At 54.1% G+C, this 16,207-nt stretch carries 21 protein-coding genes; 9 read left to right on the forward strand and 12 right to left on the reverse strand.

The features are described 5' to 3' along the window. Window positions 1-4 precede the first annotated feature (4 nt). Genes KGP17_RS12195 through KGP17_RS12205 form a run of 3 tightly spaced genes read right to left on the reverse strand, consistent with a single transcriptional unit; the run spans window position 5 to window position 3,139 of the window. On the reverse strand, window positions 5-2,032 hold the full coding sequence (locus tag KGP17_RS12195) for an FUSC family protein (RefSeq protein WP_223499442.1): 2,028 nt from the start codon (window positions 2,030-2,032) through the stop codon (window positions 5-7). A 3-nt stretch (window positions 2,033-2,035) separates the two neighbouring features. After that, window positions 2,036-2,899, reverse strand: coding sequence for an HlyD family secretion protein (locus KGP17_RS12200; RefSeq protein ID WP_059200720.1), 864 nt, complete (start codon window positions 2,897-2,899; stop codon window positions 2,036-2,038). Window positions 2,900-2,902: 3 nt separating this feature from the next. After that, complete coding sequence (locus KGP17_RS12205) at window positions 2,903-3,139, reverse strand: DUF1656 domain-containing protein (protein ID WP_024486868.1); 237 nt, start codon at window positions 3,137-3,139, stop codon at window positions 2,903-2,905. 179 nt (window positions 3,140-3,318) lie between these two features. Here KGP17_RS12205 and slyA point away from each other — a divergent pair, with 179 nt between their 5' ends. Beyond that, window positions 3,319-3,753: a transcriptional regulator SlyA gene (gene slyA, locus KGP17_RS12210; RefSeq protein WP_021178082.1), complete on the forward strand. Its 435-nt coding sequence runs from the start codon at window positions 3,319-3,321 to the stop codon at window positions 3,751-3,753. 88 nt (window positions 3,754-3,841) lie between these two features. Here the strand turns inward: slyA and KGP17_RS12215 are convergent, their stop codons facing one another. Then, on the reverse strand, window positions 3,842-4,306 hold the full coding sequence (locus KGP17_RS12215) for a glycine zipper 2TM domain-containing protein (RefSeq protein ID WP_021178081.1): 465 nt from the start codon (window positions 4,304-4,306) through the stop codon (window positions 3,842-3,844). A 368-nt stretch (window positions 4,307-4,674) separates the two neighbouring features. On the opposite strand from KGP17_RS12215, the gene anmK reads away from it, so the two are divergent. From anmK to tyrS, 4 genes are all read left to right on the forward strand, one after another. Continuing rightward, window positions 4,675-5,796: an anhydro-N-acetylmuramic acid kinase gene (anmK, locus tag KGP17_RS12220; RefSeq protein WP_021804542.1), complete on the forward strand. Its 1,122-nt coding sequence runs from the start codon at window positions 4,675-4,677 to the stop codon at window positions 5,794-5,796. Between the two features lie 44 nt (window positions 5,797-5,840). Continuing rightward, entirely contained in the window at window positions 5,841-6,143 is a 303-nt protein-coding gene (locus KGP17_RS12225; RefSeq protein ID WP_223499443.1) for an MliC family protein, read from the forward strand. Between the two features lie 88 nt (window positions 6,144-6,231). Then, window positions 6,232-6,885: a pyridoxamine 5'-phosphate oxidase gene (gene pdxH / locus KGP17_RS12230; protein ID WP_021804541.1), complete on the forward strand. Its 654-nt coding sequence runs from the start codon at window positions 6,232-6,234 to the stop codon at window positions 6,883-6,885. A gap of 141 nt (window positions 6,886-7,026) precedes the next feature. Then, complete coding sequence (gene tyrS / locus KGP17_RS12235; RefSeq protein ID WP_024529915.1) at window positions 7,027-8,301, forward strand: tyrosine--tRNA ligase; 1,275 nt, start codon at window positions 7,027-7,029, stop codon at window positions 8,299-8,301. A gap of 54 nt (window positions 8,302-8,355) precedes the next feature. Here tyrS and gstA read toward each other — a convergent pair whose 3' ends face one another. The 5 genes from gstA to KGP17_RS12260 form a co-directional block, all read right to left on the reverse strand. After that, entirely contained in the window at window positions 8,356-8,958 is a 603-nt protein-coding gene (gstA, locus tag KGP17_RS12240) for a glutathione transferase GstA (protein ID WP_021178076.1), read from the reverse strand. A 97-nt stretch (window positions 8,959-9,055) separates the two neighbouring features. Continuing rightward, a complete protein-coding gene (gene dapA, locus KGP17_RS12245) occupies window positions 9,056-9,937 on the reverse strand; it encodes a 4-hydroxy-tetrahydrodipicolinate synthase (protein ID WP_021804539.1) in 882 nt (293 codons plus the stop codon). Window positions 9,938-10,294: 357 nt separating this feature from the next. Then, window positions 10,295-10,558: a DUF3811 domain-containing protein gene (locus tag KGP17_RS12250; RefSeq protein WP_021178074.1), complete on the reverse strand. Its 264-nt coding sequence runs from the start codon at window positions 10,556-10,558 to the stop codon at window positions 10,295-10,297. A 71-nt stretch (window positions 10,559-10,629) separates the two neighbouring features. Beyond that, a complete protein-coding gene (locus tag KGP17_RS12255; RefSeq protein ID WP_115158446.1) occupies window positions 10,630-11,295 on the reverse strand; it encodes an HD domain-containing protein in 666 nt (221 codons plus the stop codon). A gap of 38 nt (window positions 11,296-11,333) precedes the next feature. Then, on the reverse strand, window positions 11,334-11,603 hold the full coding sequence (locus KGP17_RS12260) for a hypothetical protein (RefSeq protein ID WP_115158447.1): 270 nt from the start codon (window positions 11,601-11,603) through the stop codon (window positions 11,334-11,336). A 187-nt stretch (window positions 11,604-11,790) separates the two neighbouring features. On the opposite strand from KGP17_RS12260, the gene KGP17_RS12265 reads away from it, so the two are divergent. Beyond that, window positions 11,791-12,102, forward strand: a complete 312-nt coding sequence (locus KGP17_RS12265) for a hypothetical protein (protein ID WP_071683635.1) — start codon at window positions 11,791-11,793, stop codon at window positions 12,100-12,102. A gap of 31 nt (window positions 12,103-12,133) precedes the next feature. Beyond that, window positions 12,134-12,514 (forward strand): nuclear transport factor 2 family protein, encoded by a 381-nt coding sequence (locus KGP17_RS12270; protein ID WP_021804535.1) that lies wholly within the window; start codon window positions 12,134-12,136, stop codon window positions 12,512-12,514. A gap of 11 nt (window positions 12,515-12,525) precedes the next feature. Here KGP17_RS12270 and KGP17_RS12275 read toward each other — a convergent pair whose 3' ends face one another. Beyond that, the gene (locus tag KGP17_RS12275) at window positions 12,526-12,903 is read right to left on the reverse strand and encodes a RidA family protein (RefSeq protein ID WP_071683715.1); all 378 of its coding nucleotides are present in this window, start codon (window positions 12,901-12,903) and stop codon (window positions 12,526-12,528) included. Window positions 12,904-13,026: 123 nt separating this feature from the next. Here KGP17_RS12275 and KGP17_RS12280 point away from each other — a divergent pair, with 123 nt between their 5' ends. Then, window positions 13,027-13,881 carry an aminoglycoside phosphotransferase family protein gene (locus KGP17_RS12280; protein ID WP_037374919.1) on the forward strand — a complete coding sequence of 285 codons (855 nt, stop codon included), beginning with the start codon at window positions 13,027-13,029 and terminating at the stop codon, window positions 13,879-13,881. A gap of 6 nt (window positions 13,882-13,887) precedes the next feature. Here the strand turns inward: KGP17_RS12280 and KGP17_RS12285 are convergent, their stop codons facing one another. Continuing rightward, a complete protein-coding gene (locus KGP17_RS12285) occupies window positions 13,888-15,072 on the reverse strand; it encodes a benzoate/H(+) symporter BenE family transporter (RefSeq protein ID WP_223499445.1) in 1,185 nt (394 codons plus the stop codon). Window positions 15,073-15,183: 111 nt separating this feature from the next. Here KGP17_RS12285 and KGP17_RS12290 point away from each other — a divergent pair, with 111 nt between their 5' ends. Further along, window positions 15,184-15,747 carry a helix-turn-helix domain-containing protein gene (locus tag KGP17_RS12290; RefSeq protein ID WP_059200724.1) on the forward strand — a complete coding sequence of 188 codons (564 nt, stop codon included), beginning with the start codon at window positions 15,184-15,186 and terminating at the stop codon, window positions 15,745-15,747. 93 nt (window positions 15,748-15,840) lie between these two features. Here KGP17_RS12290 and KGP17_RS12295 read toward each other — a convergent pair whose 3' ends face one another. Then, entirely contained in the window at window positions 15,841-15,993 is a 153-nt protein-coding gene (locus tag KGP17_RS12295) for a Hok/Gef family protein (protein WP_059200725.1), read from the reverse strand. Window positions 15,994-16,207: the final 214 nt, after the last annotated feature.

The following is a 16,207-nucleotide window of genomic DNA, read 5'->3' on the forward strand; positions in this document are numbered from 1 at the left end:
CGCGTCAGCCTGGCGTGGGCGCTGTTACCGCTTCCGGTGGAATGATCGCCTGCTGTAACTGCTGCAGTGAGCAGTACAGCCGCCAAATCAAGCCCGCCAAATCACGTGCTGCCTGTTCTGGATGTTGGGCAAGTGCGTTACTCATACGCTGCAACTCCTGCAAGGTGGCGTCCAACGACGCATGCTGCACCCCTTTCTCAGTCATGACTCCCTTCAAACAATGAATACAGACGTCACGTACGGCGGCCAGCGGATCTGATCGGGTTTGCCAATCACGCAGTTGCCAGACCACGTGGCTGCAGTTCAGCAGCACTACTCCCCAACGTAATAGCCAGGTGCGAGCTTCCTGATCCAGGCTTTGATTCAGTTGACTGATGCGGTGATAGATACGCGACTCAAACTGGCTTTCGCTTTGCTGCGGTTTCTTACTCAACTGATCGATAAAATCACGGCGTAATGCGCGAATAATCCGTCGGCTTTTACGTTTGTCAGAACTGGGCCGCAGGATTTGGAACGCCAATCCGGCCAACAGCACACCGGCAATCTTGGCGAGACTGTCATTGATATAGCCCTGATAATCGTAGCTCGGCGGGTTGGTCACGGCGAGAAACGATCCCATAAACACGATCAACTGACCCCAGAGTGGGGCATAGGGGGGATTTTGCAGTTTCATCATCTGCATCGTGACCAGGGTCGGGAACAGGAAGGCGCAAAACACCCAGAAGTCGTCGATCTGGATCATCAGGCCAAACTTCATCACAAAGCAGAAGGCAAACAGCAGGGAAATGGCCTTCAGTAAGGTGGTGATGGATTTGATCGGCGAAGGCGTAGAGGAATAGAGCACGCAACTGATGGCGATCAGCGTCAGCGCAGAGCTACCGGCGTCCCACTGGGTTGTGATCCAATAAGCGCAACCGATCAGGATACACAAGAAGGTGCGTAGCCCATTGTAAGCAGCCTCAACGCTGTCGGTATGGCGCGCTAATGAGGTAACCCGCGGTGGTTCGATATCGCTGACCTGGGTAGCGCTTTCCAGCCGTTGCAACCAACGGGTACAGCGCAGATAGAGCCAGCAAAAGTGGCGTAGGCGCAGGAAGAAGGCCCGATGGCGATAATCTGCCGGATCCTGAGGGGCGATGGTGACCAGAATATGCGCCAGCCGATATTTATCCGTGGTGGGATCGCGTAATTCATTCAACAGTTGCTCTAACACCGCCGCCAGATTCTCCGGACGGTCTGGCCAGTTTAACAACATGCGGCGCAGGCTGGAGATGACGCTGGTGATGCGCAATTGCTGGTGCAGCATGTAGTTGAGGATATTGTTTTGCCGACGCAGACGGTAATGGCTCCAGAAGGCCTGAATACGCAGCAGGTTCATGGTGAGGATCTGGCCGATAACGCCCTCGTGGGAGGTACGCATCCGCAGGCTGATTTCCGGTTGCCACAGCATGGCGGCGTGTTCCAGCAGGCGTAAGTGCATGCGGCGTAGTGATACCAGCAGCGTTGCGCCATCCGAGGTGCTTGGCAGGATCATCATCATCAGGCCGCCGCACAGGATACCGGTGATCACCTCACAGACGCGTGCCTGGGTGATATCAAAAATTTGCTGGGTGTCGGTAATATTAACCGTGCCAAACACGATGATAGCGGCGGTATAGCCAGCCAGAGCAAAGGCGTAGGAGACATTGTTCTGGTAGTGGTTGGAAATGTAGGTACACAGCCCCAACCAACTGGCAATCGACAGGGTGAACAACCAGGGATCGTTCAGACAACCGGCAATCAGCAGTGACGCCATGGCACCAAGCAAGCTGCCAAAAATGCGGCCAATGCTCTTGCTGATCACGCCGCCAACCGTCGGGAAACTGACGACGGCGGCGGAGGTCAGCGCCCAATAGGGTTCATCCAGCTGTAAAACGAAGGCGACCCATAGCGCCAGGCACATTGCCAGGGTGTTGCGTAACGCATAGCGCCACTGCCCTGCGGTGGCTTTACCCCAGGGCGAACGCTTCCATTCAAGAAAGGGCAGGTTCACACATTAGTCCTGCTGATGAATTGAAATGGTGCAGGTGGTACCGGCTACCAGAGTCAGGTCGGCCGGAATATCGATCAGCTTGATACGTACCGGCACCCGTTGTGCCAGGCGCACCCAAGGTACATTGGGTTTCACATCCATCAACAAATCACTGCTGCTGTCAGCGCTTTGGTCGTAAATGGCCCGGCCAATGCTTTCGACCACCCCTTGCAGCCGAATATTGCCGTTATACAACACGATATCCGCTTTGCGGCCCTCCCTGATATGCCTGAGCTTGGTCTCTTCGAAATAACCGAGCACATAGAACGAATGGGTGTCTACCAGCGCCACCAACGGCGTTCCTGCGGTGGCGTAGTTGCCGACTCGGGCCTGTAAGTTGGTAATGTAACCGTCGGTTGGGGCATAGATCCGCGTCTTACTGAGGTTCCATTTGGCCTGTTCCAGATTGGCCTGAGCCGCCTTATACGAGGCTTTCATGGAGGCGGCAGCCAGGTTTGACTCATCCAGATCTTCAGAGGAGATGACGTTACGGGGCAGGCTACGGCGACGGGACGCTTCGTGATCGGCCTTGGCCATATCGGCCTGCGCTTTGGCCAGCGCCGCCTCGGCATTGTCCAACGCAATTTGGTAAGGCACTGGGTCAATGCTGAAAATCAGGCTGCCCGCAGTAACGAACTGGTTATCATGAACCAGTATCTTCTCCAATCTGCCAGAGACTTCCGGGGTAATGTTGACGAGCTCAGCCCGCACTTTACCGTCGCGTGTCCAAGGGGATTGCATGTAGTAATTCCATAACCACCAGCCGGCACAAAGCGCGATGGCGCAAACAATAACCGTCGAAAAATACTTTAATGTCTTATGCTTCATGAGCTACCAACTCGCTAGGAGCCACAGGGAACCGCTGACGGTAATGACGAAAATGGACAGATCCATCAGCATAGGGTGCCAGATATCACCGGAGTACATCCAGTCGCGTAGCAAATGATGCACCAGCAGCCAGAAGACTAATCCGAGTAAGAAAGCTTTAAAGAGAGGAGGGAAATAAAGCGATGCACCCAGCACCAGATCGGGCAGTGGTGACGCAGTGTGGAGCCAGGTCGTATTCACGTTAGCAATCCCGATGAGTGAATATGAAGGATGTTTGCATAGAGGATAACCAATTACCGAGAGAAATGTGTCTATTTTTGCGATTTGGATTATATACATTTGTGTTTTTAATGTTAATTAACCAAAATGGGCTACACTTTTGGGAGTAATGTTAGCATGCTAACTATAAGGAGGGGGAAGTGGAATCAACGTTAGGTTCAGATTTAGCACGATTAGTTCGTGTTTGGCGTGCGCTGATCGATCATCGGCTAAAGCCGTTGGAGCTTACACAAACGCATTGGGTGACATTGCACAATATCAATCGATTACCGCCTGAACAGTCGCAAATCCAGTTGGCAAAAGCGATCGGTATTGAGCAGCCTTCCTTGGTACGTACCTTGGATCAGCTGGAAGAAAAAGGGTTGATCACCCGTCACACCTGCGCTAACGATCGACGTGCCAAGCGCATCAAATTGACCGAGGCGGCAGAGCCGATTATTCGTGAAGTGGATAGTGTGATCACGTCGACCAGAGGCGAAATACTCAGCGGTATCTCGGCAGAAGAAGTGAGACTTTTAGTTGGTCTGATTAGCAAGCTGGAACAGAACATCATCGAACTGCAAGAAAAACAATAAATCCAGCGCCTTTTTATTATGCTTAGTCACAGCAACAAACAGAAACCGGAGGCCCAGGGGCCTCCGGTTTTGCATTCAGGCAAGGACGTTACAGTGGAGAAACGGTAACGGTACTGCCATTTTGCGCCATACGAACGCGCTGACCTGGGCTGAATTTAGTTGACCCGGCTTTCTGTACCACCACGATATTTTCTTTGTTATCGGTTTTGATTTCCAGCTCCCAGGCGTTGCTACGGCTAGCAGCGCTACCGACGCTATCGCCTACCACACCACCGGCTACGGCACCCGCTGCGGTTGCCAGGCTACGGCCAGTACCGCCACCAATAGTATTACCCAGGAATCCACCCAGGACTGCGCCGCCGATAGTGCCAAGCATGCTTGAGCCTTCACCGCCCTGAATTTGCACCGGGCGTACGGATACCAAGGTCCCAAAGGTCACGGTTTGTACCTGTTTGGCCTGAGAGGCGGAATAGACATCACCGGACGCGGTTTGGTTTGCACAGCCCGCCAGTGTGACGGAGGCGAGAGCGACAACAAGAAGACGCTTGATCATATAAAGCTCCTGCAGTTGGTAATCCAGATCTGGGAGATAGACCCAAACCAAGTTCTATAAATATTACAGCAATGATGGTTGAATCGGTTTGATATCACCCATGTGTTGCCTTCTGTATACAGCTTAGCTTTTCTCTGTTCAACCAATAATAAACGGTGGTTTAACTTTGTGACAGAACTGAAAACAAATAACCGACGCTTTATCCTCCCTTGAGTTGCTTATTATGTAACCAACGCTCGACATAAAATAAACAACTTCGCTCACAGCCTGTAAAAAAGACATCATAATTCATGGCGTTAATCGCACAATTCTGGTCTATTTAAAGGGTGAAAACGGTTGCAACCTGGAAAGGGTAAAGGATAGTGCTGATGAAGTCAGGCCGCTATATTGGTGTTATGTCCGGCACCAGTCTGGATGGGATCGACGTGGTGCTTGCCGCGATCGATGAACGTATGGTGGCGCAACAGGCAAGCTATAGCCACCCAATGCCGATCCAACTGAAAAAAGATATTCTGGGGATGTGTCAAGGGCAGCAGACGACGCTTTCTGCCGTAGGACGGTTGGATGCCCAGTTGGGCACGCTGTTCGGTGAAGCGGTGCTGGGGTTGTTAAAACAGACCGGTATTCCGGCCCATGAAATCACCGCCATTGGCTGTCATGGCCAAACGGTGTGGCATGAACCGGAGGGTGAGACACGCTTTTCGATGCAGCTAGGGGACAATAACCGGGTGGCGGCATTGACTAATATTACTACCGTGGGGGATTTTCGCCGCCGTGATATGGCCTATGGTGGCCAAGGGGCGCCCTTGGTTCCGGCGTTTCATCAGGCTTTGTTAGCTCACCCAACCGAGCGCCGCATGGTGCTGAATATTGGCGGCATCGCTAATTTGTCACTGCTACTGCCCGGCGCACCGGTGCGCGGTTTTGATACCGGGCCGGGGAATATGCTGCTGGATGCGTGGGTATGGCGCCACCGCTCGAAACCTTTTGATAAAGATGGCCTTTGGGCGATGGAAGGGCGCGTTTGCTTACCGCTATTGCAGCAGATGTTGGCCGATCCTTATTTCGCCTTACCGGCACCGAAAAGTACCGGTCGTGAATATTTCAATATCAGCTGGCTGGAAAAACAGCTGGCGACGTTGCCGGGGTTAGCACCGGTGGATGTGATGAGCACGCTAGTGGAGCTGACCGCCACCACCATTAGCGAGCAGGTGATGCTGGCTGGGGGCTGTGAGCGGCTGCTGGTCTGCGGTGGTGGTGCCCGTAATCCACTGCTGATGTCGCGAATGTCCGCTTTACTGCCGGGGACCGAGGTGGCTACCACCGATCACTTTGGCGTCAGTGGGGATGACATGGAGGCGTTGGCCTTCGCCTGGCTGGCATTCCGGACCATTTCCGGTCTGCCGGGAAATCTGCCTTCGGTTACCGGTGCCAGTTGTGAAACGCTGCTGGGTGGGATTTATCCGGTTTTGCCGTTGGGCCACCGCTAGCTCTGTTAGGATAAAGAAAGGGTTAATATCTTAAGGAGCACCTGATGAAAAAAATAGTGATGGTTGCCGGGGTTCTCGCGTTGGCGGGTTGCAGCTACGTGGTTCCACATAAGAGCGAAACGCTGCATTATCAATGCGGAACGACACCGCTCACCGTGGAGCTCAATGGTGAAGAGAGCACGGTCAGCTTCCTGATGGACGGCGAACAGCTGAAGCTGAAACAGGTGGTGGCGGCGTCCGGTGCCAAATACAGCGACGGTAAATACACCTTCTGGTCGAAAGGGCCAAACGCCTTTGTCGAGCGCAATGATAAAGTGATCATGAGCGACTGCGTGCTGGCTCAATAAACCTACCTTGTAGCAGCAGAATGATTGAGATCCTGCTGCTACAGGCGCAGAATATGACAACGAATTTACCGCTTGGTTGCTAATCCAGATGACTGATAATAATGAGTTTGATGTGGCGGATCTGCGCCGTGAATATACCCGTGGCGGGCTGCGCCGTAACGATCTGACCGCCAACCCCCTGGATTTGTTCGAACGCTGGCTCAAACAGGCCTGTGAGGCGCGTCTGGCGGATCCTACCGCCATGTGCGTCGCTACCGTGGACGAGCAGGGACAGCCTTTCCAACGTATCGTGTTGCTCAAGCACTTCGATGACCAGGGGCTGGTGTTTTATACCAACCTGGGCAGCCGCAAAGCGCAGCAGCTGGCGCAAAACCCGCATATCAGCCTGCTGTTCCCGTGGCATATGCTGGATCGCCAGGTGATCTTCCTCGGCAAGGCCGAGCGGCTATCGACGCTGGAAGTGATGAAGTATTTCAACAGTCGGCCCAAAGACAGCCAGATAGGCGCTTGGGTATCGCAACAGTCAACGCGCATTTCTGCCCGTGGCATCCTCGAAAGCAAGTTCCTCGAACTGAAGCAAAAGTTCCAGCAAGGAGAAGTGCCATTGCCCAGTTTCTGGGGCGGTTTCCGCGTCAGATTCGACTCCGTTGAATTCTGGCAAGGGGGCGCGCACCGCTTGCATGACCGTTTCCTGTATCAACGCGAGGGAAATGACTGGAAAATTGACCGACTGGCACCCTGATAGACGGAAAATCCCCCTTAAGCGCTGGCACTGATGCCGCTGGCGCTTTATTCTATGCGCTACCCCGAATTTTGTGATTTTCGCCAATGGGCGAAGGCCGTGTACCGGCAAAGGTGCATTCGTTTATACATGGAGAAATTGATGGCTAGCATCAACCTGATTCAACAACTGCAAGAGCGGGGCCTGGTGGCTCAAGTGACGGACGAGGAAGCGTTAGCAGAGCGACTGGCGCAAGGGCCAATTGCACTGTATTGCGGCTTCGATCCGACCGCTGACAGCTTGCATTTGGGCCATCTGGTGCCTCTGCTGTGCCTGAAGCGTTTCCAACTGGCCGGCCATACGCCGGTAGCGTTGGTAGGTGGCGCGACCGGTATGATCGGCGACCCAAGCTTTAAAGCCGCCGAACGCAAACTCAACACCACGGAAACGGTCAACGAATGGGTCGAGAAAATCCGCAAGCAGGTTTCTCCGTTCCTCGATTTCGACTGTGGCAGCAACAGCGCCATTGCGGCCAACAACTACGATTGGTTTGGCGGCATGAACGTGCTGACCTTCCTGCGTGACATCGGTAAACACTTCTCAGTAAACCAGATGATCAACAAGGAAGCGGTCAAGCAGCGCCTGAACCGTGATGACTCCGGGATCTCCTTCACCGAGTTTTCCTACAACCTGCTGCAGGGGTTCGATTTCTCCGAGCTGTATAACCGCCATCAGGTGGAGCTGCAGATCGGTGGTTCCGACCAGTGGGGCAACATCACCTCGGGTATCGACCTGACTCGCCGCATGCACCAGAAACAGGTGTTCGGCCTGACGGTGCCATTGATCACCAAGTCAGACGGTACCAAGTTTGGCAAAACCGAAGGCGGCGCAGTATGGCTGGCTCCGGAAAAAACCAGCCCGTACAAATTCTACCAGTTCTGGATCAACACCGCGGATGCGGACGTTTATCGCTTCCTGAAGTTCTTCACCTTCCTGAGCATTGAAGAGATTAATGCGCTGGAAGAAGAAGACAAGAACAGCGGCAAAGCACCGCGCGCCCAGTATGTGCTGGCAGAAGAAGTGACCGGTATGGTGCATGGCGCTGAGGGGTTAGCCGCGGCGAAACGTATCACCCAGAGCCTGTTCTCTGGTGCTCTGCACGAAATGACCGAGGCGGACTTTGCGCAGTTGGCTCAGGATGGCATGCCAACCATCAAGCTGGAGAACGATGCGGATCTGCAACAGGCATTGGTGAATGCAGAGCTGGTTCCTTCTCGCGGGCAGGCTCGCACCATGATCGGTTCCAACGCGGTGACCATCAACGGTGAGAAGCAGTCCAACCCTGAATATCTGTTTACCGACAGCGATCGCCTGTTTGGCCGTTACACGCTGCTACGTCGCGGCAAAAAGCATTACTGCCTGGTTGACTGGAAATAATCTGTTTTGATACTGACAAGGGGCCCAATGTGGCCCCTTTCTTTTACTCAGTCTTTATAGACCCTCGGCACTCAACGTGGCTGCCACCGCTGGGCGAGCCGCTACGCGATCGAAATAAGCCGTCAGGTGTGCGTGCTTCGTGAGATCAAACTGTAACGCCTTCGCCCAACGCAACACGGTGAACAGATACGCGTCCGCCACGCTGAAACGCTGGCCCAACAGGTAATGCTGCTTCTCCAGCACTGAATCCAGGTAGCTGAACTGGCTAGCCAGCTTATCGCGGGCAATCGCTTTGTATTCGTCCGGTGTCTTCGGGTTAAACAGCGGGCTGAAGCCTTTGTGCAACTCGGTGGCCACGTAGTTCAGCCATTCGATCGCATGATAGCGAGAAAGCGTGCCAGCGGCCGGGATCAGGTTACGATCCGGTACGCGATCCGCCAGGTATTGCACAATCGCCACGCCCTCGGTCAGCAGGCTGCCATCGTCAAGTACCAACGCCGGGACTTGCCCCTTCGGGTTGATCGCCAGATAGTCGGCACCACTTTCGGTTTTCTTGTGAGCTAAATCGACTTTCTCTGCGGTGAAATCCAACCCGGCCTCACGTAATACGATGTGGGGGGACAGGGAACAGGCGCCAGCTTTATAGAACAATTTCATCGAAAACTCCTTGATGGTGATGAAGGACAGGCAGGTTTAACTTCCCATCCTAGTCCTAGGCCGGAAAAATTACAGCGGTTTTACGAACAATATTTTATTACTCCGCCAGGGCGAGAGGTTGCAACTGCGCCAGTAAATCGGCGATCTGCTGCTGCAACGCCTGTGGTGCGGTTTGCATTGGGGAACGAAGCTCGTTTTTTATCAGCCCCTGCTGCGACAGTGCCGCTTTAACCGGGCCTGGGTTCGGGTAGCTGAACATCTGCTGGATCATCGGCAGCAGGGTATAGAAATTGCTGCGTGCGGCGGCCAGATCCCCTTGCGCGACTTGTTCCACCAGAGCAACAAAGCGTTCCGGGTGCAGGTGTGCCGCAGCGGAAATTGCGCCACTGCCCCCCAGACATAGCGTGGTCAGGATCAGATGGTCTTCGCCGGTCAGCACGTCGATCTCGCCGTCGTGGATCAGCGCCATGGTGGCCTCAGGGCAGCCGCCACAATCTTTGATCGCCTTGATTTGTGGGTGACGGGCGAGTTGCCGCAGCGTTGCCAGCTCAAAGGTTGCTCCGGTGCGATAAGGCACATTATACAAAATCACCGGCACGCGAGAGGCATCGGCAAGGCGGGTAAAATACTCCACCAGGCCCGCCTGCGAAGGGCGAATATAGTATGGCGCGGGGATCAGCACACCGGCGATATCGCGCTGGTTGATGGCCTGCTGCATCTGCAAGGTGCTAGCCATGTTATTACCGGAAAGGCCCATGATCACCTGGCGGGCTGGCACCACTTCGAGAACGGCATCCAGCACCGCCAACTGTTCTTCTTTGCTCAGGGCCGCGGCTTCGCCGGTCGAACCGCAGACCACCACGCCAGCGACGCCTTTGGCGATCAGATGCTGAGCCAGCCTTTTGACTGCCGGGAAATCAACGTCGTCATGATTGAATGGGGTAACCAGTGCTACCCAAATACCGGAAAATGAAGCCATGTAAAACTCCTGCTGCGTGACCGACTAGGAGTCAGATGAAAAAACCAGAGAGGGGTATCGCGTTGCACACCATCCAGTCAGCTCATCTGACGGGACAGCGCGCCCCGGTCAAATGAGCGGCTGTTTCTTCGAAGTAAACGCCAAAGCTTCACCCACGGTCAACGCGGTTTGCTGCGGTGTGGCCTGTTGGATGAAAGGGGACATGGCGATCTCATAACCTGTGAATGTCCCCCGATAGTGGACAGGTCACGGTTAACTGTCAATGGATAACCAGATGATAATAGGGATATTAATAATGGCAGGGCGTAGATGAATCTGGCTTATCAAACAGAGACCCCGCCGAAACGGGGTCTGTGATCAACGATGTGGGCGCGTGCTGATGGAGGCAGTCCAACTGAAGGTGGCACCTGTTGGCTGCGCCCGGTTGGCTTTGCGTTCTGCGCGGGTCGCTTTGGCAATCTTTTCACGTGCGGCCATAATGCGATCGATGGCTTCGTCTTTAATTTTATTATGTTCGGAGTTGGTTAACTGGCGCTCGAGGTTTTTGCTTGCTCTGTCCAGATCGGTCTTTACTTCACGTTGTTCGCTTTCTGTCATCTCTTTCAGCGTTAGTCTCTTCATTTTGGCAACCTGTGTTGTGAAGTTGACTTTCAGTGTACAGCATTTATGGCAAAGATATTGCTCTGTAGTTATCAAACTTCTTCCAGCAGTTCGCTGAGAAAGCGGCGCATGCGTTGCGTGCGTAATGCCGCCATCCTTCGGCCTGCCTCAGTCTGAAACCCTTCCTGTAGTTTGAACAGCTTGGTTTCGAAGTGATCCAGAGTGAATCGCTTGTCATCATACTGGCGCTGTTGCGCCAGCGGGTCGGCGGCATCGTATAGGGCGCTACGCATGCGGCCACCGATGTAGAAACAACGGGCAACGCCGATCATGCCAATCGCATCCAGTCTGTCGGCATCCTGCAGGATTTTGGCCTCCAGCGTTTGTGGGGGAATAGCGGCAGAAAAGCTGTGGGCTTCGATCGCGTGCGCAGTCTTGTTGATAGAGTCAACAGACCAACCAAGGCTTGCCAGCGCGATGCTGGCTTTTTCTGCTGCCATGCGTGAGGCCAGATGGCGCTGAGGAGAGTTTTTCTCTACCGCAACGCAGTCATGCAGTAACACGGCGGCACACAGAATTTGCTGGTCTCCTCCTTCATCCTGACTGATTTGGCGGCTATTTTTCCAAACGCGGTGCAGGTGGGCCACATCATGCGAGCCATCATCGCCCTCTAGCGTCAGAGGTAGTAGCTCTTGGGCTAATGCCTGAAACGGAGTGAAGGGTTGTAGCAGCTCTGGGGAGACAGTTGGAGAATGCACAAATCGATCCTTATCAATAGGCTGGAAGTGAGGAGGGATTACTCGTGGCGAGAGTTGCCGTATTTGTCGTCGTACTCACGCCGATAGCCGCGTGCTTTATTGCGATCGCGGATCCACAGATAGCCGCAAACCAGGGCCACCAGGGTTGAAAATGAAACATTACGCATATCCCGGTCATAATAAAACACCAACAATGCATCCAGCGCCGCCACCAGGGCAATCCACTTATACATGTGCGACTGCCGCCGCGTTGCGGCGTTAAGGCGTTTCAACTGTCTGGCTTCGTGCAAAACCGGCTTTTGCTGCATAGTCACTCATCATCAATCAGTCCAGTTGCTAAATTAGCAGATTATTCCCGACAGCGTCATAGCGGATAAGGGCTGTCATGTCACTTTCTGCATCGGTTTAAAAATCATGCGTTGACGGATTGAAATCGGCTAAAAACATGATAGGTTATTTATTCACTATTTCCGGTTTTATATTCAGTGGGTGGCGATGATTGTCAGAACCTGGCACGGCTGCGTGCCGCTACAACATCGGCAAGGATTTGCCGATCATTTGCATGTCACTGGCGTCAAGCATGCTAAAGAGATTGCGGGCAACCGTGGGGCTTTTGTCAGGCAAGAGGTGCAGGGAGACTATGCGCATTTCTTTCTGGCAACTTATTGGACCTCGCTGGAGGCCATCAAATGCTTTGCCGGTGAAGCCTATCAAGTTGCGGTCACTTATCCGGATGATGAAGCCTTCGCGCTGATCTCCGATCCTTACGTGTTTCACCATCAGGTGGATGAAATCGTCGAGCTTTAACCTCGGATTCAACGTTATGCAGGGGATTACGATGAACAGCAAAACAGTACGCCCAGAAGAGATCGTGCAACAGCAGCTTGATGCCTACAATGCCCGTGATATCGACGCCTTTATGGCCTGCTGGGCCGACGATGCGCTGTATTATCAGCATCCGGATACGCTGCTTGCCCGTGGTAAAGGTGAAATTCGTGAGCGTCATCTTGCCCGCTTCCAAGAGCCTAGCCTTTACGGTGAGCGTATCAAACGTATGGTTGTGGAGAATTTGGTGATAGACCAAGAGGTGGTCACGCGCAATTTTCCGCAGGGACGCGGGAAGATGGACGTTATTGCCATCTATGAGATTGAGCAAGGGAAGATTGCGAAGGCCTGGTTCAAAATTGGGCCTTGTGAACTGGATGAGGGCGCGTTATAGCGCCCCCTGATTTACAGTGCCAAAATGGCTTCGATCTCGACGTTCAAATCGGGCGAAAACAGGGCGCTGACGGCAACCAGAGAACTGGCAGGGAGCGCCCCGTCCAGATAGTCGAACAGGACGTCACGGATGGTGGCCAGGTCGGCTATTTCGGTCAGAAAAACGGTGATCTTGATCAGTGATTTAAGATTGGTGCCCTCGCTGGCAGCCACGGCCGCAAGTTGTTCCAGTATGGCGCGAGCCTGGTCTTGTACCGCTTGCCCCTGGGCTTCGGTGGCAAAGGCGGTCAGGCCAGAGACGTACAGCGTATCGGCGTGGCGTACCGCGTGCACATAGGGCCCACCCGGCTTAGGTAATTTTGCATAGTTGGTACGTTTTAATGACATGATGACCCCACGAGATGACCAAGAGCACGCACTCATCAGCGCGTGCAGCCGAAAGTTTTGCAGGATGCTGCCTGATAATACTATCATCCCAGGCAGTCGTTCACGCAATAAGGGTGCATAAGGGTGATCAACCAGGCATTTATTCCTTATCTGCAACGTTGGCAACTTGAGCCAGACGGGCCAGCGTTTGAAACTCACAGCAGCCTGTTGATGCCGGTACGCTATCAAATGATGCCCGCAATGCTGAAAATTGCCCGCGAACAGGAAGAAAAATTTGGCGGCCTGCTGATGTGCTGGTGGCGTGGAGAAGGTGCTGCGCGGGTGCTGGCCTGGCATGATGACGGCATTTTGCTGGAAAGGGCTATGGGGCCTTTGTCATTGGCACAACTGGTACGCAACGGTGAAGACCAACGGGCAACCGCTATTCTGTGCCAGGTTATTGCCCAATTGCATGCGCCGCGAGATGAGCCTTATCCCGAACTGATCCCCTTGCATCAGTGGTTTAACGCCTTATGGCCCGCAGCGCAGGCTCATGGAGGTATGTTGCGTCTGAGTGCTACCGCTGCGGCAGAACTGTTGACCAGCCCAAGGGATCAAGGGGTGTTGCATGGGGATATTCACCATGACAACGTGCTGGATTTTGCCGAACGCGGCTGGCTAGTGATCGATCCCAAGCGTCTGTATGGCGAGCGTGGATTTGATTACGCCAATATCTTCTGCAACCCCAATTACGGTGTCGCCACCGATCCCGATATCTTCCATCGTCGCGTTGACCAGGTTTGCTCCTTGGCTGGTTTGGAACGTTACCGTCTGCTGCAGTGGATCCTGGCCTGGGCGGGGCTTTCCGCGGCCTGGTTTTTGGAAGATGGTGAGCCAGCGGATATCGATTTTCGTGTGGCAGAACTGGCAGCGCGTGCCTTGGGTATCGCGCTGCCGCAGGGTGATAGCGGATTTATCCTGCCAATCGTTGAGAGCCAATAGCGGGATTCAAGGCATTTTGCGCCGTGGTAATGAGAAAATAGCGTAAGCCAGTACACCGCCAATCAGTCCCCAGTAGGCAGCCCCCACGTTTAACAACGTCAGCCCGGAAGCGGTGATCAGAAAAGTGATCACCGCAGCGTCCCGCTGTTTATCATCCTGGAGCGCGCGTTGCAAACTACCGGCAATGGTGCCTAATAACGCCAGCCCGGCGATGGTATGGATCAAGGTTACCGGCAGCGCGCTGAACAGCATGCCAATGGTACCGCCGAACACCCCAGCTAACAGATAAAAGCCGCCGGCGGCCACGGCAGCCATATAACGGCGCTTGGGATCGGGATGTACGTCCGGCCCCATGCAGATGGCGGCGGTGATGGCGGCAATACACACCGTGAAGCCGCCAAAGGGGGCCAGCACCAGAGCCGTCAGGGCAGTCCAACTAATTAAGGGGGAAGTGGGAACGTCATATCCGCCGGCCTTGAGAGTGGCGATGCCTGGCGCGTTCTGCGAGGCCATCGTCACGACAAAGAAAGGAATACCTATGCCCAGCAACGTCGACAGCGTGAAGTGCGGAGCGATAAATTCCGGCTTGGCGAAGGACAGCGTTTGTTGGGTGAAATGAATGTTACCCTGTAACGCCGCGATGATCAGCCCGGCCAGCAACGTCAGAACGATCCCGTAACGCGGCAGATAGCGGCGGGTGAACAGATACACCAGGCACATGCCGGCGCTGAGTGAAAAATTGATCTGCAAGGAAGCAAAGGCATCTAACCCGAAGCGGAGCAATATGCCGGCCAGCATCGCTGCCGATATGGCCTGCGGGATATGATTCATCAACCTGGCAAACAGGCCGGTGACACCACACAGCAGGATCAGCCCGCTGGCAAAAATAAATACCCCGATGGCCTCATTGAGCGGGGTTCCAGGCAAGCTGGTGACCAGCAACGCGGCACCAGGCGTCGACCAGGCGGTGAGGATTGGCGTACGGTAATAGAGCGAGAGCCCCAATGAAGTGATACCCATACCTAGACCAAGCATGCTCAGCCAGCCGCCAATTTGTATCGGGCTGGCCCCTGCGGCAGCAGCGGCCTGGAAGATAATCGCTGCAGAACTGGTATAGCCGACCAGCACGGCGACAAAACCGGCAACGATGGCAGAAAAGGAGATATCACGTAATGAGAGTGCAGGACGCATAACCGCTCCCGAGTCAGTGTGCGTTATAACGTACGAATTGACGGAGCATAGCATCGTGCGTTATAGCGCACAAGGGGCTATAATCGCCGCAGGTTTATCAGGAGAACCGCTATGCAGGATCTTGCCAGCCATTTGGCGCAAACGCTGAAGTCATTACGTACGCAACGCGGTTGGAGCCTTAATCAGGCTGCCGAAAATACGGGCGTCAGCAAGGCTATGCTGGGGCAGATCGAACGGGGTGAGTCCAGCCCAACGGTGGCGACCTTATGGAAAATTGCTACCGGGTTTAACGTGGCTTTCTCTGCCTTTCTGGAAACGGCGCCGCTGCAACCGGCGGCTATGCTGCATCGTTATGGCGAGTTGCCAATCTTCAATCAAGACAATGCCGACATGCGTGTGGTGCCGCTGTTCCCATTCGACCGCCAACTGGGTTTTGATATGTTTGTGATCGACTTGGCTCCTGGCGCGCTCAGTGAATCCTCGGCTCATGAGCCGGGCGTGATTGAACATGTCATTGTCATTAGTGGCCAACTGGAACTGGCGATTAATGGCGAGTGGTACAGCCTTGCCAGCGGCGAAGCCATGCGTTTCCAGGCGGATTGCCCACATGCGTATCATAATGCCAGCGTAGAGCCGGTACGCATTCACGACTTGATCCATTACCCACGGATTTAATCGTAGCCGTGAATTTTGACGTGCAAAAAAGGGTGCTCACGGAACGTCTCCCAGCAAGTTACGGACGGGGCGCACCCCATCCGTGGAATCGCCTTACCGCTGTTTCAGGCAAGACAGAATGGCGGCAATTTCCGTTGTTCCTTGCCTGACACGTAACTCACACAGCGAATCACGTGTTATCCAGGTGAATGCGATCAGCGTCACACAGATAACGATCAGGCATAAAACCAGCAGTTTTTGCGGCATTCTTAACCTCCTTGTCCCTTGATTTTGGGATTTTAAGAGGCTAACCTCACCTTGCTTAGGAGTGAGATCGGCCTCGGATTGATGTAAATCGGTCCGGGGCTTTTCTCTTTCCATCCTTTACCAAATGCTCCAGACGGAAAGATCCAGAGCACCCACCTGCAGTCTACTTAATACCCATGCTGTTGAATGCACTCGATTGTTCAGATAGCGAAGC

Source organism: Serratia sp. JSRIV001 (assembly GCF_019968745.1).
GTDB lineage: Bacteria > Pseudomonadota > Gammaproteobacteria > Enterobacterales > Enterobacteriaceae > Chania > Chania fonticola_B.